Annotated in this window: 17 protein-coding genes; 7 read left to right on the plus strand and 10 right to left on the minus strand. The window is 55.8% G+C overall.

Annotated elements, in window-relative coordinates:
- Nucleotides 1-31: 31 nt before the first annotated feature.
- The 3 genes from AC0JZ1_RS07090 to AC0JZ1_RS07100 all read right to left on the minus strand — a co-directional run bounded on the left by AC0JZ1_RS07090 (nucleotide 32) and on the right by AC0JZ1_RS07100 (nucleotide 3,917).
- Complete coding sequence (locus AC0JZ1_RS07090; RefSeq protein WP_471881714.1) at nucleotides 32-1,681, minus strand: thiamine pyrophosphate-binding protein; 1,650 nt, start codon at nucleotides 1,679-1,681, stop codon at nucleotides 32-34.
- Nucleotides 1,678-2,883: a succinate--glutarate CoA-transferase gene (gene caiB, locus AC0JZ1_RS07095; protein ID WP_471881715.1), complete on the minus strand. Its 1,206-nt coding sequence runs from the start codon at nucleotides 2,881-2,883 to the stop codon at nucleotides 1,678-1,680. Before caiB ends, AC0JZ1_RS07090 begins: the two co-directional genes overlap by 4 nt.
- 95 nt (nucleotides 2,884-2,978) lie before the next feature.
- Nucleotides 2,979-3,917, minus strand: coding sequence for an alpha/beta hydrolase (locus AC0JZ1_RS07100; protein ID WP_471881716.1), 939 nt, complete (start codon nucleotides 3,915-3,917; stop codon nucleotides 2,979-2,981).
- 212 nt (nucleotides 3,918-4,129) lie between these two features.
- Between AC0JZ1_RS07100 and ettA the strand changes: the two genes are divergently transcribed.
- The 3 genes from ettA (at nucleotide 4,130) to metF (ending at nucleotide 7,844) form a co-directional block, all read left to right on the plus strand.
- Nucleotides 4,130-5,779, plus strand: a complete 1,650-nt coding sequence (ettA, locus tag AC0JZ1_RS07105; protein WP_471881717.1) for an energy-dependent translational throttle protein EttA — start codon at nucleotides 4,130-4,132, stop codon at nucleotides 5,777-5,779.
- 143 nt (nucleotides 5,780-5,922) lie between these two features.
- Nucleotides 5,923-6,942, plus strand: a complete 1,020-nt coding sequence (locus AC0JZ1_RS07110; RefSeq protein WP_471881718.1) for an ArsR/SmtB family transcription factor — start codon at nucleotides 5,923-5,925, stop codon at nucleotides 6,940-6,942.
- The gene (gene metF, locus AC0JZ1_RS07115) at nucleotides 6,939-7,844 is read left to right on the plus strand and encodes a methylenetetrahydrofolate reductase [NAD(P)H] (RefSeq protein ID WP_471881719.1); all 906 of its coding nucleotides are present in this window, start codon (nucleotides 6,939-6,941) and stop codon (nucleotides 7,842-7,844) included. The genes AC0JZ1_RS07110 and metF overlap by 4 nt, the downstream gene beginning before the upstream one ends.
- A gap of 516 nt (nucleotides 7,845-8,360) precedes the next feature.
- Here the strand turns inward: metF and AC0JZ1_RS07120 are convergent.
- The 4 genes from AC0JZ1_RS07120 to AC0JZ1_RS07135 form a co-directional block, all read right to left on the minus strand.
- Nucleotides 8,361-9,593, minus strand: a complete 1,233-nt coding sequence (locus AC0JZ1_RS07120; protein WP_471881720.1) for a lytic murein transglycosylase — start codon at nucleotides 9,591-9,593, stop codon at nucleotides 8,361-8,363.
- A 130-nt stretch (nucleotides 9,594-9,723) separates the two neighbouring features.
- Entirely contained in the window at nucleotides 9,724-10,539 is an 816-nt protein-coding gene (locus AC0JZ1_RS07125) for a glycoside hydrolase family 25 protein (RefSeq protein WP_471881721.1), read from the minus strand.
- 113 nt (nucleotides 10,540-10,652) lie between these two features.
- Nucleotides 10,653-11,321 (minus strand): class I SAM-dependent methyltransferase, encoded by a 669-nt coding sequence (locus tag AC0JZ1_RS07130; RefSeq protein WP_471881722.1) that lies wholly within the window; start codon nucleotides 11,319-11,321, stop codon nucleotides 10,653-10,655.
- Nucleotides 11,318-12,565 (minus strand): BtaA family protein, encoded by a 1,248-nt coding sequence (locus AC0JZ1_RS07135; protein WP_471881723.1) that lies wholly within the window; start codon nucleotides 12,563-12,565, stop codon nucleotides 11,318-11,320. The genes AC0JZ1_RS07130 and AC0JZ1_RS07135 overlap by 4 nt, the downstream gene beginning before the upstream one ends.
- 150 nt (nucleotides 12,566-12,715) lie before the next feature.
- Here AC0JZ1_RS07135 and AC0JZ1_RS07140 point away from each other — a divergent pair, with 150 nt between their 5' ends.
- Entirely contained in the window at nucleotides 12,716-14,065 is a 1,350-nt protein-coding gene (locus AC0JZ1_RS07140) for a serine hydrolase domain-containing protein (RefSeq protein ID WP_471881724.1), read from the plus strand.
- A gap of 59 nt (nucleotides 14,066-14,124) precedes the next feature.
- Here AC0JZ1_RS07140 and AC0JZ1_RS07145 read toward each other — a convergent pair whose 3' ends face one another.
- The 3 genes from AC0JZ1_RS07145 to AC0JZ1_RS07155 all read right to left on the minus strand — a co-directional run bounded on the left by AC0JZ1_RS07145 (nucleotide 14,125) and on the right by AC0JZ1_RS07155 (nucleotide 17,218).
- Nucleotides 14,125-15,213 (minus strand): transglycosylase SLT domain-containing protein, encoded by a 1,089-nt coding sequence (locus AC0JZ1_RS07145; protein WP_471881725.1) that lies wholly within the window; start codon nucleotides 15,211-15,213, stop codon nucleotides 14,125-14,127.
- A gap of 101 nt (nucleotides 15,214-15,314) precedes the next feature.
- Nucleotides 15,315-15,944 (minus strand): hypothetical protein, encoded by a 630-nt coding sequence (locus tag AC0JZ1_RS07150; protein ID WP_471881726.1) that lies wholly within the window; start codon nucleotides 15,942-15,944, stop codon nucleotides 15,315-15,317.
- Nucleotides 15,945-16,006: 62 nt separating this feature from the next.
- On the minus strand, nucleotides 16,007-17,218 hold the full coding sequence (locus tag AC0JZ1_RS07155; protein WP_471881727.1) for a pyrophosphate--fructose-6-phosphate 1-phosphotransferase: 1,212 nt from the start codon (nucleotides 17,216-17,218) through the stop codon (nucleotides 16,007-16,009).
- Between the two features lie 327 nt (nucleotides 17,219-17,545).
- Here AC0JZ1_RS07155 and AC0JZ1_RS07160 point away from each other — a divergent pair, with 327 nt between their 5' ends.
- From AC0JZ1_RS07160 to AC0JZ1_RS07170, 3 genes are all read left to right on the plus strand, one after another.
- Nucleotides 17,546-18,286, plus strand: a complete 741-nt coding sequence (locus tag AC0JZ1_RS07160) for a tellurite resistance TerB family protein (RefSeq protein ID WP_471881728.1) — start codon at nucleotides 17,546-17,548, stop codon at nucleotides 18,284-18,286.
- Nucleotides 18,283-19,056 (plus strand): N-acetylmuramoyl-L-alanine amidase, encoded by a 774-nt coding sequence (locus AC0JZ1_RS07165; protein WP_471881729.1) that lies wholly within the window; start codon nucleotides 18,283-18,285, stop codon nucleotides 19,054-19,056. The genes AC0JZ1_RS07160 and AC0JZ1_RS07165 overlap by 4 nt, the downstream gene beginning before the upstream one ends.
- 119 nt (nucleotides 19,057-19,175) lie before the next feature.
- Nucleotides 19,176-20,366 carry an NAD(P)/FAD-dependent oxidoreductase gene (locus tag AC0JZ1_RS07170; RefSeq protein WP_471881730.1) on the plus strand — a complete coding sequence of 397 codons (1,191 nt, stop codon included), beginning with the start codon at nucleotides 19,176-19,178 and terminating at the stop codon, nucleotides 20,364-20,366.
- The last annotated feature ends 29 nt before the right edge of the window (nucleotides 20,367-20,395 follow it).

Consider the following 20,395-nt stretch of genomic DNA (forward strand, 5'->3'; position numbering starts at 1 on the left):
CTTTGCAGAAGCCGCAGCCTTCGTTCATCAGTTAAGCCTTTTCGCGAATCTGCGTTAGCGTGCGCGTCGGGGTGATAGCTTCTGGCGACAACATGACTTCGATGATTGCGGGTTTCCCAGATGCACGGGCGCGCTCGAAGGCGGGGCCGAATTCTTCCGTTTTAGATACGCGCTCCCCGTGGCCGCCATAGGCGGCGGCGAAGGCCACGAAATCCGGGTTCACCAGGTCGGTGCCGCTGACGCGTCCCGGATAATCACGCTCCTGATGCATGCGGATGGTGCCATAGGTGCCGTTGTTCACCAGCACGGTGATGATAGGCAGGCCATAGCGCACGGCGGTGATGAACTCCTGACCGTGCATCATGAAACAACCGTCGCCTGCAAAGCAGATCACCTCACGCTGCGGAAACAATTGCTTGGCGGCAACTGCTGCTGGCAGGCCATAACCCATGGAGCCGGATGTTGGTGCAGACTGCGTGTTGTAAGCCCGGAAGCGATGAAAGCGGTGCACCCAGGTCGCGTAATTGCCTGCGCCATTGGTGAAGATGGCATCCTGAGGAACGTTTTCTTCGATCCAGTTCATGATCGGTCCCATCTGCACATCGCCGGGGCCGGTTTCGGGCGGCGTGGACCAGCGCAAATAGGCATCGTGCATGGCGGCGCTGCGTTCGGCCCAGATAGGCAGGGCAGGTGGCTCAAGATCGGCAATCGCTTCAACGAATTCTGCCGGTGCTGCAACGATGGCAAGATCGGGACGGTAGATGCGGCCAAGCTCTTCCGGGTCTGGATAAATGTGGATCAGCTTTTGTGAAGGATAGGGAATATCAAGCAGCGTATAGCCGGAGGATGGCATTTCCGACATGCGCGCACCCAGGAGGACGATCAGGTCAGAATCCTTGATTTCCTTGGCAAGGGCTGGATTAATGCCAATGCCGACGTCGCCCGCGTAGCAGGTGTGCATGTGATCGAACAGCATCTGGCGACGGAATGAGCAGCCCACCGGAATGCGGAACTTTTCCGCGAAGGCGCGGAAATCGTCCACGGCTTTCTCGCTCCAGCGTGTGCCGCCGAGAATGAACATGGGACGCTGTGCTTCGCGCAGCATTTGTTCAAAGGCTTTGACCTGCCCCACACCGGGATGGCTTTCCACCGGTGTGTAAGGCTTGGCATCCACTGCCTCCACCGCATCGCGCAGCATATCCTCAGGCAGCGTCAACACCACAGGGCCGGGGCGGCCAGAGGTGGCGACGGCAAAGGCACGGGTGACGAATTCGGGAATGCGGCGGGCGTCATCAATTTCTCCAACCCATTTTGCAAATTCCGTAAACGCACGGCGATACTCGACTTCCTGGAAAGCTTCGCGCTCGCGTGCATCGCGCTGAACCTGGCCGATGAACAGGATCATTGGGATGGAATCCTGCATGGCGACATGCAAGCCTGCCGCGGCATTGGTGGCACCCGGGCCGCGTGTGACCATGCAAATTCCGGGTTCCCCCGTCAGGCGGCCCCAGCTATCGGCCATCATCGCAGCGCCACCTTCCTGGCGGCATACCAGCACATCGATGCCGCTTTCATAAAGCGCATCGAGAACGGCGAGATAGCTTTCTCCCGGTACGCAGGACACGCGCTTTACGCCATTCGCCTTGAGGGCTTCAACAATCAGTTGGCCGCCGGTTTTCATGCCTCTTTCCTCTTCTGATCCCGCGCCTCAAGCTCGGCGAGAACTTCATCTGTGTGCTGCCCCAAAGCCGGGCTCGGTCTATGATAGGTAAGCGGTGTTTCGGACAGCACGATGGGTGTGCGGACACCGGGAATGATCGTGCCATCTTCAGCCTCAAGATCAATGCGCAGTTCACGCGCTTTGACCTGTGGGTCATCAAACATTTCATGGATGGCATTGATGGGGCCAGCGGGTACGGCATTTTCGCCGCAGGCGGCGAGCAGGTCTGCCTTTGTCCACTTTGTCGTCTGTTCTGTGACGATGGCGCGGACTTCTACCCGGTTCGCCACGCGGGCCTTGTTGGTGGCATAGCGCGGGTCTTGCACAACAGCGTCAAGGCCTAGAATTTTGCAGAGGCGTGCGAACTGACCATCATTGCCAACCGCCAGAATGAGGTGGCCATCCGCTGTTGGTACCACTTCATAAGGGCTGATATTCGGGTGTGCATTGCCCAGCCGGACAGGGGACTGGCCGGAAATCAGGTAGTTCATGTTCTGATTAGCCAAAACGGCTGACATGACATCGAGAAGCGCCATATCCACATGCTGGCCCTGGCCTGTGCGCATGACGTGGATGAGGGCTGCCTGAATGGCGGTAACGGCATAGATGCCGGTGAAGATATCGGCAATCGCAACGCCTGCCTTCATCGGCTCGCCATCCGGCGCGCCGGTAATGGACATGAAGCCGGACATGCCTTGCACGATGTAATCATAACCTGCGAGCTGCGCATAAGGCCCGTTCTGTCCGAAGCCGGTGATGGAGCAGTACACCAGACGTGGATTGATGGCCCGAAGGCTCTCGTAATCCAGGCCGTATTTCTTCAGCCCGCCAAGCTTGAAGTTCTCGATAACGACATCAGCGTCTTCCACCAGCTTGCGGACAATGCCCTGGCCTTCAAGGCTGCTGAAATCCACCGCGACGGAGCGCTTGCCACGGTTGGTAGAGTGGTAATAAGCGGCGGAGAGGTTTTCTCCCTCGTTACTCTCCACGAAGGGAGGGCCCCAGGCGCGGGTATCATCGCCGCCGTTCGGGTTTTCAACTTTGATGACGTCGGCCCCCAAATCCGCCAGCATCTGTCCCGCCCACGGACCCGCCAGAACCCGTGCAAGCTCAATAACCTTGATGCCCTTCAAGGGAGCCTGTTTGCCGCTCTCGTCTTTCATGATGCCCCATCCTGCTGGTGTTCCGCCAGGCTATTTCTTAGCGGTGCATCCAGCGCTCGGCACGTGAATTAAAATCATGGCGCTATTCCAGCACGTTAAGAGCCCTGCGAGGCGACAACACCGTCCGCCCATTGGAGAAACTCTTCCATCGCACCTTCCCGGCCAATCTCATTCAGAGTTTCATGCCGCATTTCGGGGTATATGCGCTTGTGAACGTTGGACAGACCGGCCTGCACCAGCCGGCGGGAGAGCCAGGCCGTGGCTTTCGCTTTGTCCGTTGCCGGATCTTCCCCGCCGCCGACAAGATGAAAGGGGAGCGCCTTCGGCAGGCGCGAAAGTCTCTCGCTTTCCGTGCCACGAAAGGTGAGGGCGAATACATCCAGCCACATGGAGATGCTGATATCGAATCCGCAGAGTGGATCCCGCTCATAAGCCTCAACCTCACTGCGATCGCGACTGAGCCAATCCGCCTGACTTTTGAAATTCGGCATGGAGCGGCCCCAGGTCTCGAAGGTCAGCTTTGGCAGGATGAGGCTTGGAACATCTGAGCCCTTGAGCGCCCTTTCTGTTTTCAGCACAACCTGTGCCACGCGCCCAAGCGCACCGACGGCGAAGTTTGAATTCCATATGGCAACAGCAGAATATTGGCGAGGCTGATCCACCGCAGCATTGAGGGCAATCAGCCCGCCCATGGAGTGGCCGAAAAGAAGGATTGGTAAGCCAGGATGCCTGCTCTGCGCGTGATCGGCCACGGCTTTGACATCCGCCAATACTTTCTCGACGCCTCCGCGTTCCGCAAAGCGACCCTGCACCGCATCTGGTGCCTTTGTCAGGCCATGGCCACGATGATCATGGGCATAAACTTCATAGCCATTCGCCGCCATGAAGGAGGCAAAGCCCGAATAGCGAGCAGAATGCTCAGCCAATCCGTGGCAGATTTGCAGAATCGCTTTGGGCGCTTCCAGCGCAGGCTGATGGCGAAGAGCAAGTGTCGCGCCCGTTGGGCTCTGCAGTTCCTCGACTGTCGAAAACATACTTCCTCCCGCAAACCCTAAACCAACGAAACTAGTGACGTGACTGACTCCAATTTGCAACGGCCTCCATGGGGCGCCACGTCACGAACTGCTAGCTTAAGGTTGTTCGTATTGATCACACAAAGTTTCGATAGGGTTTGATGGTTGCCCCGAACGGTGGATTCGCCTAAATAGCGGCAACTTTCCCATTCGACGCCGGAGCAATTGTCCCTATGGCACGTCAATTCATTTATCACATGGCCGGTCTGAACAAGGCTTACGGCAACAAGAAGATTCTTGAGAACATCCATTTGTCTTTCTACCCGGACGCCAAGATCGGTATTCTGGGTCCAAACGGTGCCGGTAAATCGACCGTCCTGAAAATCATGGCTGGTCTGGACAAGGAATGGACCGGCGAGGCATGGCTGGCTGATGGCGCAACGCTTGGCTATCTGCCGCAGGAGCCGCAGCTCGATCCTACCAAGACTGTTTTCGAAAATGTCATGGAAGGCGTTGCTGACAAGACTGCGATCCTAAATCGCTACAACGAATTGATGATGAACTATTCCGACGAAACGGCGGAGGAGGGCGCAAAGCTTCAGGACATCATCGATAGCCAGAACCTGTGGGATCTGGAAAGCCAGGTTGAGATGGCCATGGATGCGCTGCGCTGCCCGCCCGGCGATTCCGCTGTCGATAACCTTTCCGGCGGTGAGCGTCGCCGCGTTGCGCTCTGCCAGCTTTTGCTGCGCAAGCCCGACCTGCTGCTGCTCGATGAGCCGACCAACCACCTCGATGCCGAGACCATTGCCTGGCTTGAAAAGCACCTGCGCGAATATCCAGGTGCCATTCTGATGGTCACTCACGACCGTTACTTCCTCGACAACGTGACGGGCTGGATCCTTGAACTCGATCGCGGTCGTGGCATTCCTTACGAAGGCAACTATTCCGCCTACCTCCAGGCCAAGGCCAAGCGTCTTGCACAGGAAGAGCGCGAAGAAGGCAGCCGCCAGAAGGCACTTTCACGCGAGCAGGAATGGATTGCTTCATCGCCGAAGGCACGTCAGGCAAAATCGAAGGCGCGTATCCGGGCCTATGATGAACTGGTCGCTGCGGCTGAAAACCGTCGTCCAGGCGAAGCGCAGATCATCATTCCGGTTGGCGAGCGCCTCGGCAACGTGGTGATTGAAGCCGAAAACATCAGCAAGGCTTATGATGGCCGCGTGTTGTTCGAGAACCTCTCCTTCAAACTCCCCCCTGGCGGTATTGTGGGTGTGATCGGTCCGAACGGTGCCGGTAAATCGACGCTCTTCCGCATGATCACCGGGCAGGAAAAGCCGGATTCAGGTGATATTCGTATCGGTGACACTGTGCATCTTGGTTACGTGGACCAGAGCCGCGATTCTCTCGATGGTTCCAAGAATGTCTGGGAAGAAATTTCCGGCGGCAACGACATCATCAAGCTCGGCAAATACGAGATGAACTCCCGCGCCTATTGCGGTGCGTTCAACTTCAAGGGCGGCGATCAGCAGCAGAAGGTCGGCAATCTCTCTGGTGGTCAGCGTAACCGCGTACACCTGGCCAAGATGCTGAAAGCTGGCGGCAACGTTCTGCTGCTTGACGAACCGACAAACGACTTGGATACCGAAACTCTGGGTGCGCTTGAAGACGCGCTGGAAAACTTCGCTGGCTGCGCTGTTATCATCAGCCACGATCGCATGTTCCTGGACCGTCTTGCGACGCATATTCTGGCATTTGAAGGCGATAGCCACGTTGAATGGTTCGAAGGCAACTTTGAAGACTACGAACAGGACAAGATACGCCGTCTCGGTGCTGACTCGGTCAACCCGAAGCGCGTGACCTACAAGCGCCTGACGCGCTGATCGTTACCGACCTTTACGATTGCGGCGCCGCCCTTAGGGCGGCGTTTTCATGTGTCAGCCATGATGAAGATGATTTAAGCCTTGCCAAGTGCATTTCCATCACATAAAGATATCTTTATATCTTGATTGTGATGGATGCGCGGATGACGCTGGTTCTCGATAAGCTGGTGGATGTTTTGAAGACAGCGGGTGAAACCACCCGTTTTCGTCTGCTCATGCTGCTTTCCGCCGGCGATCTGACTGTGAGCGATCTGACTGACATTCTTGGGCAATCCCAGCCACGTATTTCCCGTCACCTCAAATTGCTGTCTGAAGAGGGGCTCATTGAGCGTTACCAGGAAGGGGCTTGGGCCTTCTTCCGTCTTCAACGGGAAGGAGATGCCTCCACTCTCGTTCGCCAGTTACTGGCCGCGACGGATCAATCCGATCCCGTTCTTGTTAAAGATGGCGAGCGTCTTTCCGAGGTGAAGAAAAACCGCGCAGAGAGAGCGCAGGCCTATTTTAGTCGGAATGCAGCAGAGTGGGACGAGCTTCGCCGCCTACACGTCAGTGACGAGCAGGTGGAAAAGGCGCTAAGCGGTTTAATTGGAAGCGAAGGAATCGACTCCCTGCTGGACCTGGGCACCGGCACTGGCTGGATCTTGCAACAGTTTCAATCGCTCTATCGCCGTGCAGTGGGCATTGATGCCAGCCGCGACATGCTGTCTGTTGCCCGCGCTAATCTGGATCGCGCCGGCATCCTCAAAGCTTCCGTGCGCCACGGCGATATTTTCAATATCCCGGCAGAGGCGGGTGACTTCGATCTGGTGACAATCCATCAGGTGCTGCATTTCCTCGACCAGCCCGAGCGCGCTGTATATGAGGCGGCCCGCGTTCTGCGGCCGGATGGGCGCCTGATCATCGTTGATCTCGCTCCCCACAGCCTTGATTATTTGCGGGAAGAGCATGCACATGTGCGGCTCGGCTTCTCCCATCAAACCGTTCAGGACTGGCTGGAAAAGGCGGGTCTTAATGTGGAGAACCTTCTCGATCTCAAACCGGCAGGTTCGAAGGGCTCTCCCTCCCTGACCGTCTCCATCTGGGTTGCACGAGCGCCAGCCCAAGCGAACTTGGCCGACCAGCGCATATTACATGACACACTGATTACGGAAGCCGTTTCATGACCAACCCGTCCGCCGCCAAAGAGCCATTTCGTATCTCGTTTGAGTTCTTTCCGCCCAAGTCTCCTGAGATGGAGGAGCAGCTTTGGCAGACGGTTGACGAGCTTGGCCGTTACCAGCCAGATTTCGTTTCTGTAACCTATGGCGCTGGCGGTACGACCAAACGCCCAACCTTTGCGACTGTCGAGCGGCTGATTTCTCAGACCAACATGCCGACCGCCTCGCATCTGACTTGCGTTGATGCTGACCGTGATGAGACGCATGATGTCATCCGGGAGCTTCGCGCACTCGGCGTACGCCACATCGTCGCGCTGAGGGGTGACCCGTCCAGTGGCATCGGCACGGCCTATGTGCCGCATCCGCATGGATATGCCAATGCGGCGGAACTGGTGGCTGCCTTGAAGGAAGAGGGTGGGTTCGAAATTTCCGTTTCAGCCTATCCGGAAAAACATCCAGAGAGCCGCGATGCGGCCGCCGATATCGAAATGCTGAAGCGAAAAGCGGATGCTGGCGCTGACCGTGCACTAACCCAGTTCTTTTTCGATAACGAAACCTTTGACCGGTATATGGAAAAAGTTCGGGCTGCGGGCATCAAAATACCTGTGATACCGGGCATCATGCCGATCCAAAACTTGACGCAGCTCAAGCGTTTCGCCGGACGTTGCGGCGCTGTTATCCCTTCTTTTCTTGATGAACGCTTTGAAGGCTTGGACGACAAGCCGGATGATCGCGCCAAAGTGGCTGCGGACCTAGCAGCAGAGCAAATTGAGGATCTCATTCGCCGTGGGTTCCATGAGTTTCACCTTTATACGATGAACCGGACGCCACTGGTTGCTGCAACCTTGGCCCGTCTTGGAAGAGAGCCCGCGGCAGCCGAACGCACGGTCGAGCGTGCTATTGTTTGAAATGCAGATAAAGACCCAATCCGTGTCTACGGATTGGGCCATTGATGGAAACTTCTAAGGCATATGACGGAGTCTTGACTGCGCATCGGCTCCCGGTGCCTTCCGTCGCGTGAACCCTATCACTGTTTAAATGAACAGCATGGATGCGACGAATACGAACGCTGCACCGACGAGAAGGACATTAAAGGAATGTGTTCGTCCCATGTCTGCCTCCTTGCGTTGACAAGGAGAATGTGGGGCATTTAAACATTATTGGAAAGTCCATAAATGTGCTGCGCTGCAGCGTGAGCCATGCTCACTTTAGCGGTAATACCTATGTAAGTATCTGAATTCCATCAATTTTAATGGTTTACAATCAAGATGAACAGAAGATGAATTTTCTGCTGAGCCTTGTTAATAACTGTTATATTTTGTGATGAATTGCTGCGTTGCAGCGACCCATTTCATAAATATTCACTACACAAGTTCATTAAAAAGCGCGGCTCTCACCGCGCTTTTTTGGGAAGGAAAAAATGCTCAGAGCGCATCAAGAAGCGCCTGGGTTGGCCAACCATCGGCAGCCATTCCCAACCGCTTCTGTTCCTTTTGAACGGCAACGCGCGTGCCTGAGCCAAGGATGCCGTCGATCTTGCCGACGTTATGCCCATGGGCTTCAAGCTTTGTCTGCAAGGCTTTCATGCCAACGTCATCCAGGCCTGGCTCTGGCATGCCCTTGGCATAAGGGGGCGCGCCAGAAAGGCGGGTGGCGAAGTAGGCTGCCGAAGTGGTGTAGATGAAGGACTGGTTCCACTTCAAATACACGCCAAAGTTCGGGTAGGTGAGGAAGGCTGGGCCTTTACGGCCCTGCGGCAGTACCAGGGCAGCAGGCAAGTTTCCGAACTTGGTCTCGCCGTCGCGCGGCTTCACTCCGAGAGCGAACCATTCTGAGGCGGGCATCTCATTGCCAAGGCCAGACTTTTCCCACGGGAGATTCTCTGGAAGTTCAACTTCCTGAAGCCAGGGTTGACCTGCCTGAAAGCCCATCCCCTTGATGAAGGCCGCGGCGGTGAGAACCGCATCCGCCGAGCTTGTCTTCACATTGATATGGCCGTCGCCGTCGCCATCGGTGCCATATTCGATGATATCCGCAGGCAGCATTTGTACCTGGCCAATTTCACCCGCCCATGCGCCCGTGTTGGTGGCAGGGTCGAGATCGCCGTGCTGCACCATCTCGGTGAGGGCAATCAGCTGCTTGCGAAAGATTTCTGGCCTGCGGCAATCATGAGAAAGCGTCACCAGCGCATTGCGCGTATTGAAATCGCCTTGCACAGCGCCAAAATCTGTTTCCATGGCCCAAAAGGCAGTGACGACGCCTGGAGCAACGCCAAATTCCTTTTCTACCCGTTCAAAGACAGGCGCCAACTGCTTCAACTTCTGGCGGCCGATATCCAGGCGCGCCTGGCTGACAGTGCGCTGGGAAAACTCAAGGAAGGTTTGGCGAAATACGCCTTGCGCGCGGTCGCGTGACAGTACCTTCTGGTCTATCTGCGCGCCTTCCAGCGCCTTGTCGGCAGCAGCCGCTGGTACACCTTTGGAAATGGCTTCCGCTTTAACACCAGCCAGAAACTCAGCCAGACCGCCGCCACACGCCACGGCGGGCGTGGCAGGCGCGGGCGCAGCGGGTGCTGGCTGTTGGGCAAGTGCGGTTGAGCTGAGAAGCGTAGGCAAGGCGAGGGCAAGCGCGACACGGCGCAGAAGGGCAGCAGACATCCGGTAATCCTTTGACGGACAGACAGGGTCATTCAGCAATTCATGATGGCCGAATGGAGGCGTTAAGAATGGCTGCGTTACACCAGTTCACAGGCAAAGATGCAAGCCAAACCAAACCTCTCTGCGAGAATCAGTTCGCAGCAACGACACTTGTATCTGCTGCGGGTTTCGATACGGACGCCAGCCACTGCTGCCAGTTCTTCCTGGAGCCAGCAAAAACGTTGATATCCGTACCGCCTTTGATGCCGGGGACGATGCCGGTGGACGTATATTGCCAGAAAGCCCAGCGACGGGATTCATATATTTTTTGCGGATGAGCGGCGACCGATCGGACCCAGAAATGATAATCCGGGAAGTGGCCGACCAGATTGTCCCGGTGGAAATCTACCGAGGTATAAACGATTGGCCGCTTGCCGTAATAGGCCTCAAGACGATCCATAAAGCGCTTCATTTCGGAGCGCACTGTTTCTGCATCCGGCTTTGCCTTGCAAGTCTTGGAGGAGTGGTTCCACTCCACATCGATGACCGGCGGCAGGCGCGACGCGCTTTTTGGCACGTTCTGGATGAACCAATCCGCCTGCTCATCTGCAGTCGAGCAGAAATAGTAGAAATGATAGGGGGCGTAGGGAATGCCTGCTGCCATGGCATTTCGCCAGTTCGCATCGAAGGTCGGATCAATCATATCCTTGCCTTCGGTTGCCTTGATGAACACAAAGGCAATCCCCGATTTGCGAACCGTCATCCAATCGATATTGCCATTCCACTTCGATACATCGATGCCGTGAATTTCATGGCGATCCGGATGGTTGGGGCCAAAGTCCTGCGGGTCCGTATCCTGAAACTTCGGCTTGCGGATGGAGGCAGTTTCCATGAGGTCGAAACTCGTGGACGTGCATCCGCTGATCAGCATGCAGGTGGCAATCAATGCGGCGAGAAGGCGAGGCATGCAGATCCCGTTAAGTTAGCGTGAGGAAACGGCTTGCAGGCCATGCAAGGCGGTAACTTCAACGTTAACCATAACGTCGTAAATAATCCGTTAGAGCAAGCGAAAATCGTGGTTCAAGTAGCGTATGCATGCAAAGGCTTACGAAGGATAGCCCGCCAGGCATAGCCGCAGTAATGCCGCTGGAAGGTCAGTTCATAACCTGACATGGCTGCCTTCTGTTTCAAAACCTCTTCCAGATCCGCGCGCGGGGTCACATGAAAGCGGGCAAGCCAGCCTTGTAGCAAAGCCCTGAACCATTTCGGCAACTCTTCCTGCTGGCCGAAATCCACGACATGCAGTGAACCTCCAGGCGACAACGCGGCGAGCGATGCATCAATGGCACCTGTCCAGCCGGGAATCATGGAAAGTGCATAGGAAATGAGAATGCGATCAAAGCCTGCAACAGCAAAATCACTGGCAAGAAAGCCTGTTGCGTCGGCTACGCGCAATTCAACCTTGGCAGATGTGCCAGAGAAGTTTCTGCGCGTGCTTTCAAGCATCTGCGCCGAAATATCGAGACCATAAAGCGCGGCTTGGGGATAGTGCTTGTGGGCAAGCAAAAGATTACGACCCGTGCCGCATCCAACTTCCAGAATCGACTGTCCGGGGCGAAGTTGCAAATCGGCAATCGCCTTATCGCGCCCAAGCAGATAGTATTTGCGAGTAAAATCATAAATGTGCCGCTGGTAGCGATACATACGATCCATGCGCTCTGCATGTTCGAGTGCTTCTATCCGGCTCATCCGCGCTTCTCATAGATGTGGAAGCCGCCGTAGATCGCGGAACGATCCTGCAGGTTCAGCTCTTCCGAACGCGGCTGAAGATAGATCCACTGCTCCCGCAAGGCGGAAGAGATGCGCCCTTCGATGATGCTCTTTTCCGCAGCGGTTCTGAATATGACGCGAGCGCCTGGCGCAGCGGTGCGGGTTACTTCGCTCCACAACTCATTCAGTTGCTGGTCGTTCATCCAGTCCTGTGCGTCGAGCAGCACGTAGCGATCCACTGTACCAGCGGACTTGCCTGCCAAGAGCTCCGTAAATGTCGCATGGTGAACCTGCACGCGATCAGCGGAAGTGCGAATAGCGTCATAATGCTCGCGGCTGAGATAGGCAGGCAGTACACCTTCATGGGGCCTTGGGTATCGCCGCATGAAAGCCTGCCAGGCGAACGGGTTCTCCTTCAGCGGGAAATGGCAGGCCAGCTTTTCCAATCTCTGCCGCAGAACGGGCGCAATGGAACCATCTGTGGCAAGGCTTGCCAGTTCATCATATTGTTGCGGCGGAATACCAAGCCCGAAAAGTGAGCTTTTGCGACTGGTGAGCCAACGGATCAAAGGCTTATCGAACAGTGGCGCTATGCGGGTATCGAAGAACTGCCGCTGTTCGCGCAAAGACCGCGCCCGAGATAGATCAGACAGGCGCACGCCATGGAGCCGGGCCAGGATATGACCCATTGTGATGAAGCGGCCAAGCAAGCCTGTGCGATAGATATTGCGATTGAAGACCGTAATACGCTGACGCCCGGAAAGTCCGCGCTTCTGCCAATAGGCACGCGTCACGGGATCCAAAGTTGGAGCAATAGAGTGCTTGAAGGTGTTGCTGTTGCTGCTTTCCTGCTCCTGTGCCAGGAAACGCACGACCTCCTCGTGGGAGGGCAGGGCCTGGAAGGCGGCCAGCTTCAGCTTGTTCAGCGCTATGTGGTGAGGGTTAAGATCCACGACGTCGATGGAAGTGGGAGAGCGTGAGAGATAGGCCAGCATGTTGCAACCACCCGAGCCGATGCACACGATGTGATGCCCGGTCGAGAGGTCCATGGCATCCATATCCACCTGTGGGTCTTCCCATATCTGCGGATAGACAAGCCCGGAAAACAGCAGGCCGAATAACCGCTCGGATAGCCAGCTGCTGGAAAAGCTCTGGTGTTGAAGCAGCGCTGTCTTGAGTTTGCCGTTTCGAAGGAAGCCAGCTTCCGATGCAATTTCAGCCATAGACGAATCCCCGCCATTTCTGGAGCTTCAGAGGCTGTAGCCGCCGCCTGCTACAGTTTCATGACGCTGAAACCGGTGACCAAATTTCGATTGGTTCTTCCCACAGAAAGCAAATGCTGCTTGCATGCCCGCCTAAACGGAGAGGTTAGAATGCGTTGGTTGAAGCGTTTGATGAAGCTTGTGCTGGCAATTGTCATTGCTGCCCTCGTGGCAATTCCCACTTGGCTTTATGCGGCGCCGCCGGAATTGCTGCGGGTGGCCAGCGGCTATGCCGCCAAGATTGTTTGCTCCAATGTCTTTCTTGCAAACCGGGATGCGCAAAAGGTGCTGGCGGATGACGTGCAGGCTCCGGGGCATCCTTTGCTCAAATATATGAAGCTTCATGTGGACGACGCGCAGCACCGGGTTACCGCAGGTTTGCTGGGAGGCATCGCCAAACGGACGGCTGTGTTGCGCCCCGGTTATGGCTGTACGCTGCTTGGTGATGATGGGTCTACTCCACCGTCCTTGGCCGCTATAGATCAACCGGTTGCTGCCTTCGATGCCTCGAAACCTTGGCCGGAAGGCGAGGCCGCTATCCTCGATCCTTCCATCCAATCCTTAATCGGAAAAGACGATTTGGCCGGTCCAAATGTTCGTGCCATTGTCGTGGTAAAAGATGGGCACCTGATCGCAGAACGTTACGGGGAGGGCTTTTCCGCTGCGACGCCGCTTCTGGGTTGGTCGATGACCAAAACAGTAAACGCGATGTTGATCGGCACGTTGTTGCGGGATGGCAAGCTCTCTCTGAATGATGACCATCTGGTCACTTCCTGGCAGAACGACCCGCGCTCCACCATCCGGCTTCGGGATCTGCTGGCCATGGAGGACGGTCTGACTTTCAATGAAGACTACGGAACGGTGGATGATGTCACTCGTATGCTGTTTCTGGAGCCGGATATGGCTGGATATGTGGCAGGACAGCCCGCAGCGCACCCGCCGGGAAAAAGCTTTCATTATTCCACTGGCAGCGCCGTTCTCCTCAGCCGCGTCTGGATGCAAAAGCTCGGGAATAATGCGCAGGCCGTGACTTACCCCCAAACGGCACTCTTCGCGCCTTTGGGCATGCGTTCCGCTACGATCGAAACCGATGCTCGCAATACCTTGGTGGGTGGTTCTTATATGTATGCCTCCGCAAGAGACTGGGCACGGATCGGTCTATTCCTGGTGCAAGATGGGGTTTGGAACGGCCAACGCCTGTTGCCCGAAGGATTCGTTGGGCAAATGGGCGAGGCGAATGCCACCTCCGGTGGACGCTACTCCAAACTTCAGACTTGGTTGCCGAAGAACATGAACCTCGACCTGCCAGCCGGAAGCTTCCAGTTGGAAGGGCACGATGGCCAGAGCGTCGCCGTTATACCGTCCAAGGGGATTGTCATCGTGCGTATGGGGCTTACGCCTTCCAAGCTGAAATACCGACCGACGAAGCTTATTGAGGCTGTTGTGAACGCTGCAAAATGACGACAAAAGAAAGCCCGCCAATGGGCGGGCTTTGCTTGTAACCTTCAAGGCAAATATCGTTACTGGCTGATAACGTCCAGCATGTCCTTGCGTTTGGCGTCGTAATAGTAGCCACGAGCATAAAGCTTAACGGCATTTTCAGGCTCATTATCGGCCACGAGCCAAGCGCCGCGCAGATACTTGATCGCGTATTTGAGGTTGGTCTCGGCATCCAGCAAACCTTCCGGCGTGCCGGTATAGCCCATGGATTTGGCTGTGGAATATTTGATCTGCATGAGGCCGAAGAAACCGCGCTTGTTGTAGGCCTGCGGATCATATTTGCTTTCGCGGTGAACCACACGATGAACCAGCGATTCAGGTACGCCATAAAGACCGGCATACCGCTTGATCAGCTTGTTCAACGTAGGCGAGCTCATGGACGCCGTATCAGGCAAAGGTGCGCCAGGTGCTGGCGGAAAGAAATCGCCTGACATGGCCGAAACAGGCTTCGCGGGACCGGCATAGGCCACCATATTGGATGTGGCAGTCGGTGCTATGCGCGGACGTGGCGTTGGTATTGCTGTGTAGGCGGCGGCCATTTCCTGCGGCAAAGCCGCCGTCTGCGCCGTGCCAGGTGCGGCCAAAGCCGAAGGTGCTATGGCCGGTGCTGCGGCCTTGGACGTTGCCGTGGCCATGTTGATCGCCTGAAGACCGGCATTCTTATCGATAGCCGTGGATGCGACAGCAAGCGCTGGTGTCTGCGTTCCCGGAGCTGCCGGTTGCTCCTTGCCCGCCAGAGACGCAATGACTGCATCATTCTGTGCGCGGATTGCGGAGCTACCTGTGGGTAGAGCCAGGGTATGAACGCGTCCACCTTTTTCAGCCACTTGCGTGACAGAGCCGACAGGGACCGCGACCGGACCTGGGACGGCGGCCATTTCAGGAGATGCGGCACCGGCTAGACGGCCCGTTTTTGCGGCAGCGCCGCCCGCTTCTGTGGAAGCCACCTCAGTTGTAGCAGCGCTCGTCCCGTTTTGGGGCTGAACCGATGCGACATTCGCCTTGGCAGGCGTATTGGATGCTGTTTGAACGCTAGAGCAGCCAGATACCGCTCCGCAAATCGCAGCCGCCATGACCGCATTCGAACCGATCAATCGGGTTATCGCCATCGTCTCACTTTCATGAAGATGAATGTTTCCGCCCGCCGGTCCAGGACCGCACAGCCACATCCATTAACGTAAGTTCACAATTGCGGCAAGCGCCAAAGATTTCATGCCGCAATTCTGCGATAACCAGCCGTTACCGCTCTGCTGGCGATAAATCGCGTAGGAGGCTTTCGCGAAGCTTGAATTTGCTTGCGAAACGCCTTGGCCTTGAGCACAGAGCGTGACGAAAAAATAACCTGCAAAATAGGCGCTATGAAAGCGGCGAAACCCATGGACGGCAGCAGGTTTCGAACCAACTCGCCCCCGGAAGAACGCGAATCAACCACCTGGAGAAGGACGGCGCAGAGCGCAATAATGAGCGCTGGCCGGATAGCTCGTTGCGCCATATGGATGACTGCGCGAACTGTTCCGTTTTGAGCCAGATTGTCGTTATCTGCTATGCGTAATCTCAAACGCTGCGCCTGCGTTCGCAGCACGTAAATGAAAAAAAACGCCATCCCGATCCAGGAAAGTGTCTGCTGCATGGCGGGCAGACCTATGCGAAGAAATAGCAGCGCACTGAACGCTGTGCCGCATGCGATGAGATAGCCAAGCCAGAGGCCAGGTAAAAGCAAAAGCGCGCGGGTTTTCCCGCGCGCATTGCAATAATCTCGAAGGGAATGTCCTGCTGCTGAAGGCAGCAGGAAAGTGAGCAGGGACAAGGCTGCGGTGATCAGCATGGTCTCAGTGCTCATGTGTCTCTCCCGAACCGGAGAAGATCATTCTCTCCGGTGAAGCTGTGAAGAATTGTCTTCGATCAGGCGGGACGGAAGGACTGTCCGATGTAATCCATCGTATCCTTGAACCAGCCAGCCGATAGATCGAAGTGTTTACCCCCCTTGATACGCGGGAATTCGATCGTGCGCAATTTCCCATTCTGGTCCTCGTCATGCCCGGTCACGCCGGAGACCTTATTGAGGGCACTCTCGACAGCCAGATCAACCATGCTTTGGATCAGGCGCAGATCATCCCCGTTCGCAGGTGCTGAACGAGCATAATAACCCGATTTCTGCACCATCGAACGTTCTGCCTTCAGAAGGGTTGCAAAATGTTTCTGGAACCAGTTTCCAACGTTGATGGTATCGATCTTCACGTGGCCAAAGGCATCGCGCTTGATGGTCTCGCCTGCCGCTTCACGCTCTGTAACAATTGTGTCGAGCCCAGCGCCTTCGGAAACGAACAGCGTCACATAGCCACATTTATCCATGACGGCGCGCAGACGCTCTGCCTCCGCTTCCAGATCGAAAGCCATCTCGGGCAGGTAAAGCCCGTCGATGTTTTTCATCTGGGTGTTCATCATGAAGCCTTCGACATATTCGTTGTGCTTCGTGTCCTGAATATAAGCCCGTGCAGTTGCTGCCGTCAGCCAGCCGCAGTGACGGCCCATGACTTCATGGATCACCAGCGTGCGCGGCGCAGCGCTCTGTTCATTGCTGACGTGATCGAAGAAATGCGCGCCCACTTCAGCCGCAGTCCATGCGCCAAGTGACTGACGAATGGGAACCACATCATTATCGACAGTCTTTGGAAGACCGACGACAGTGAGATCGTAGCCGTTTGCACCCAGATAGGCAGCGAGATCGGCAGCCGTCGTGTTGGTATCGTCCCCACCGATGGTGTGGAGTATCGTGATGCCATCGGAAGCCAGGCGTTCAGCCGCAACTTGCAGCGCATTCTGGCCTTCCTTGATCAACCCGCGCTTCACGCAGTCTGCCGTGTTGGTCAGCTTTACGCGGCTGTTGCCGATTGGCGAGCCACCGTAACGATGAAGCAGATGCGCACGTTCACGCATATCGGAATTGATCTCGATGCGATCAGACAGAAGCAACCCCTGATAGCCGGAACGATAGGCAACAAGCTCAATTTCGGGGGCGATGTCGCTGTAACGCTCGATTAATCCTCCTACGGCAGAGGAAAGACATGGGGCCAATCCGCCCGCCGTCAGCATCGCAACCTTCTGTTTGGCCATCGAACCTCCTTTGCACCTGTTGTGCACATTGCGTAAAATCCGCGAATGGATGCGACACCGCGCCGCGCCTGTAAAGTGAATTTCTCAAGAAAATCCGATATTTCGCTGAACTACTCTATTCAATCGGTTCAAATTACTCGGAGGTTTTGTCTCGGATTGCGCAAAGTGAATGGCAATTGTGGGCAAGCCGTTCAGGAACGATTTGGGATGACACGACTTAGCCCTTGCAGATCCGAGCGAATCTTCGTCACGTAAAATGACGAAAGATTAATCGAGCACGCGCCCAGTGTAGCTTGCCAACGGCGATTTAATTTGGTCAGGTGAGTCATGATTTTCGATTTTGCATGCCTTCAGCTGACTTCGCTTTGGGACCGCCTGCTCAGCAGCGTGGGCGATGCCGCGCATAATGCGCTTTCCCGCGTGGTCGAAGCTATTCGCACTCTCTTTGAGGGTGATCCAGAAACGCGTCGGCAGGTATCCTTCTCCGTAGCTATCATTGCTCTTTCCGCAAAGATGGCGAAGGCCGATGGTGCGGTGGTTGCCTCCGAAGTCGAGGCTTTCCGGCAGATCTTCGACTTTCCTGAGGAAGAAGCGCGTAACGTAGCGCGTCTCTACAATCTGGCGCGTCAGGATGTTGCGGGTTACGAAGCATATGCGGAAAAGCTCGCAAGCCTCTGCGGTTCTGGGGAATGCAATTGCCCCATGCTGGAAAACGTCATTGATGGCCTGTTCCACATCGCCAAAGCAGATGGGATGGTGCATGAGAAGGAACTGGCTTTCCTTGCCCGAATTGCTGAAATCTTCCGCATTGATGAAGACCATTTCCGCCGGATCATGGCGCGACATATCGAGATGGAGGGCGGCAACCCGTACCTCGTTCTTGGCGTTTCGCCTGAGGATGATTTCTCGGAAATTCGCAGACGTTATCGCAAGCTGGTGGCCGAGCATCACCCTGACAAGCTGATCGCGCGCGGCGTGCCGGAAGCGCTTCATGCTGCCGCCAATGAGCGGATGGCCGCGTTAAATGCAGCTTATGCAGCGATTGAAAGAGAACGCAAAGCAGCATGAAACTGGTGCCTGATTATGCGGGAGCGCGGGTTGAGCCGTCCCCAAACCATGGCGAGCGCAAGGATTGCGATGCGCCGGATATGATTATCCTGCACTACACCGGCATGCCGGATCATGGGCAGGCGCTTTCCTGGCTTAAGAATATCCAGAGCGAAGTCTCAAGCCATTATTTCGTCTGGCCTGATGGACGCGTTGTCCAACTCGTACCCGAAGAGCGGCGCGCCTGGCACGCGGGCAAAAGCAGTTGGCGCGGGGAAACGGATATCAATTCACGCTCCATCGGCATTGAAATTGCAAATGCCGGTCATCCCGGCGGCCTGCCGGATTATCCATCAGAGCAAATCGAGGCCGTGATAGCGCTGTGCCGCGATTGCGCGACGCGGTGGCAGATCAGGTCGGAGAGGGTGCTTGCTCATTCCGACATCGCGCCGAAGCGCAAGGTCGATCCGGGTGAGCGCTTTCCCTGGCAAAAACTGCACGAGGCGGGCGTTGGACATTGGGTAATGCCAAGCCCCATACGTAGCGGTCGCTTTTTTCAACGAGGCGAGCAGGGCCAGCCGATAGAGGCGCTGCAAGGCATGTTGGCGCTGTACGGTTACGGCGTTAATATCAGCGGTGAATTTTGTGAAAAGACTGAAGGGGTTGTTGAAGCCTTTCAACGTCATTTCCGACCGGAGAAAGTCGATGGCGTGGCCGACATGTCGACCATCGAAACATTGCACAGGCTTCTGGCAGAGTTGCCACGTTTTCAAGGCACTGATGAAGCTTGATGAAAGCATGCCGCGCGAGACTGTACGCGGTATGCTCAAACGACATTTAAGATCAGGACTTAAAACGTAAGCGCGAAGCCGACAGATCGCGATACGTTATAGAACAGGCGATTTTTGCAGTGTCTCATGTTTTCAAATTCATTGTCGTTGGCCGTGGAATGATGGGTTCTGCCGCTGCCAAATACCTCTCGCAAGCCAGTGACGGCGTCGCGCTGATCGGCCCTGATGAGCCGAAGGATAAAGTTACCCACCAAGGTGTCTTCGCCAGCCATTACGATGAGGCGCGCATTACGCGAACGATTGATCCTGATCCGGTCTGGGCGCTGCTCGCCAATCGTTCCATCGCTCGTTACGCTGACATTGAACGTGAAAGCGGCTTTCCATTCTACAAAGAGGTGGGGTGCCTCATGGTGGGGCCAAAGCGTGCAAGCGGTGATCCCTATATCGACGGTATCCTGAGCGCGGCAGGTCAGCTTGGCGTTCAAACGGAACTTTTGGGCAATGAAGCTTTGGCTGACCGCTTCAGTTATTTTGGGTTCGAGACCGAAAGCGAAGGCGTGTTTGAACCGAAAAATGCGGGTCACATCAATCCCCGAGGCCTCGTGGCTGCGCAATCCGTTCTTGCTGAAAATCAAGGCGCAAAGCTCGTAAACGAATCTGTTCACTCCATACGTCGAGAGGGCGTGCATGTGGTGGTTCGAACGGATCAAGGCGAGGAGTATCGCGCCGAGCAGGTGCTGCTTGCTGCGGGCGGTTTTTCCATTGCGGAGAATCTGTTGGCGCGATCGGTTCAGATGTCAGTTCATGCACGAACCGTAACCTTCTTTGAGGTGCCGGATGATGAGGCGGCGGAATTTACCAATATGCCATCTCTCATCTACCAGCCGCGCGATGTGAAGAAGCATATTTATCTGCTGCCTCCGGTTCGCTACCCGGACGGCAAGCTATACCTGAAGATCGGCGGAGACCCCGATGATCTGCGTGTGAAAACCAGGGATGAGATGATCCGATGGTTCCAATCGTGCGGCAGATCCAGTGTGCGTGACCATCATGTGGACATTGTTAGGCAATTGGTGCCGAAGATTAACGCCGAAAAAGCCAGCATGGCTGCTTGCGTCGTTGCCCAGACAGCGACTGGCTATCCGTTCATTGCCAAAAGCCATGATGCCGCCATTGCCGTTGTCACTGGTGGATGTGGTGCCGCGGCAAAAAGCTCCGATGAGATTGGGCGGCTTGGTGCTCAATTGCTGCTGAATGGCTCATTGAGTGATGAGGGCTATCCTGTCAGCTTCGCTGCCGAATTTGCTTGAGTAGGTGCAATAAAGCTGTGGCGTCAGAT

The sequence above is a fragment of the Affinirhizobium capsici genome (assembly GCF_977018625.1).

Excerpts from the sequence above, each read along its gene's own strand:
- caiB (WP_471881715.1), bottom strand. The coding sequence starts at position 2,883 with ATGAAAGACGAGAGCGGCAAACAGGCTCCCTTGAAGGGCATCAAGGTT.
- AC0JZ1_RS07130 (WP_471881722.1), bottom strand. The coding sequence starts at position 11,321 with ATGAGCCGGATAGAAGCACTCGAACATGCAGAGCGCATGGATCGTATG.
- AC0JZ1_RS07110 (WP_471881718.1), top strand. The coding sequence starts at position 5,923 with ATGACGCTGGTTCTCGATAAGCTGGTGGATGTTTTGAAGACAGCGGGT.
- AC0JZ1_RS07165 (WP_471881729.1), top strand. The coding sequence starts at position 18,283 with ATGAAACTGGTGCCTGATTATGCGGGAGCGCGGGTTGAGCCGTCCCCA.
- metF (WP_471881719.1), top strand. The coding sequence starts at position 6,939 with ATGACCAACCCGTCCGCCGCCAAAGAGCCATTTCGTATCTCGTTTGAG.
- AC0JZ1_RS07155 (WP_471881727.1), bottom strand. The coding sequence starts at position 17,218 with ATGGCCAAACAGAAGGTTGCGATGCTGACGGCGGGCGGATTGGCCCCA.
- AC0JZ1_RS07160 (WP_471881728.1), top strand. The coding sequence starts at position 17,546 with ATGATTTTCGATTTTGCATGCCTTCAGCTGACTTCGCTTTGGGACCGC.
- AC0JZ1_RS07140 (WP_471881724.1), top strand. The coding sequence starts at position 12,716 with ATGCGTTGGTTGAAGCGTTTGATGAAGCTTGTGCTGGCAATTGTCATT.
- AC0JZ1_RS07145 (WP_471881725.1), bottom strand. The coding sequence starts at position 15,213 with ATGGCGATAACCCGATTGATCGGTTCGAATGCGGTCATGGCGGCTGCG.
- AC0JZ1_RS07150 (WP_471881726.1), bottom strand. The coding sequence starts at position 15,944 with ATGAGCACTGAGACCATGCTGATCACCGCAGCCTTGTCCCTGCTCACT.
- AC0JZ1_RS07135 (WP_471881723.1), bottom strand. The coding sequence starts at position 12,565 with ATGGCTGAAATTGCATCGGAAGCTGGCTTCCTTCGAAACGGCAAACTC.
- AC0JZ1_RS07120 (WP_471881720.1), bottom strand. The coding sequence starts at position 9,593 with ATGTCTGCTGCCCTTCTGCGCCGTGTCGCGCTTGCCCTCGCCTTGCCT.
- AC0JZ1_RS07100 (WP_471881716.1), bottom strand. The coding sequence starts at position 3,917 with ATGTTTTCGACAGTCGAGGAACTGCAGAGCCCAACGGGCGCGACACTT.
- AC0JZ1_RS07090 (WP_471881714.1), bottom strand. The coding sequence starts at position 1,681 with ATGAAAACCGGCGGCCAACTGATTGTTGAAGCCCTCAAGGCGAATGGC.
- ettA (WP_471881717.1), top strand. The coding sequence starts at position 4,130 with ATGGCACGTCAATTCATTTATCACATGGCCGGTCTGAACAAGGCTTAC.
- AC0JZ1_RS07125 (WP_471881721.1), bottom strand. The coding sequence starts at position 10,539 with ATGCCTCGCCTTCTCGCCGCATTGATTGCCACCTGCATGCTGATCAGC.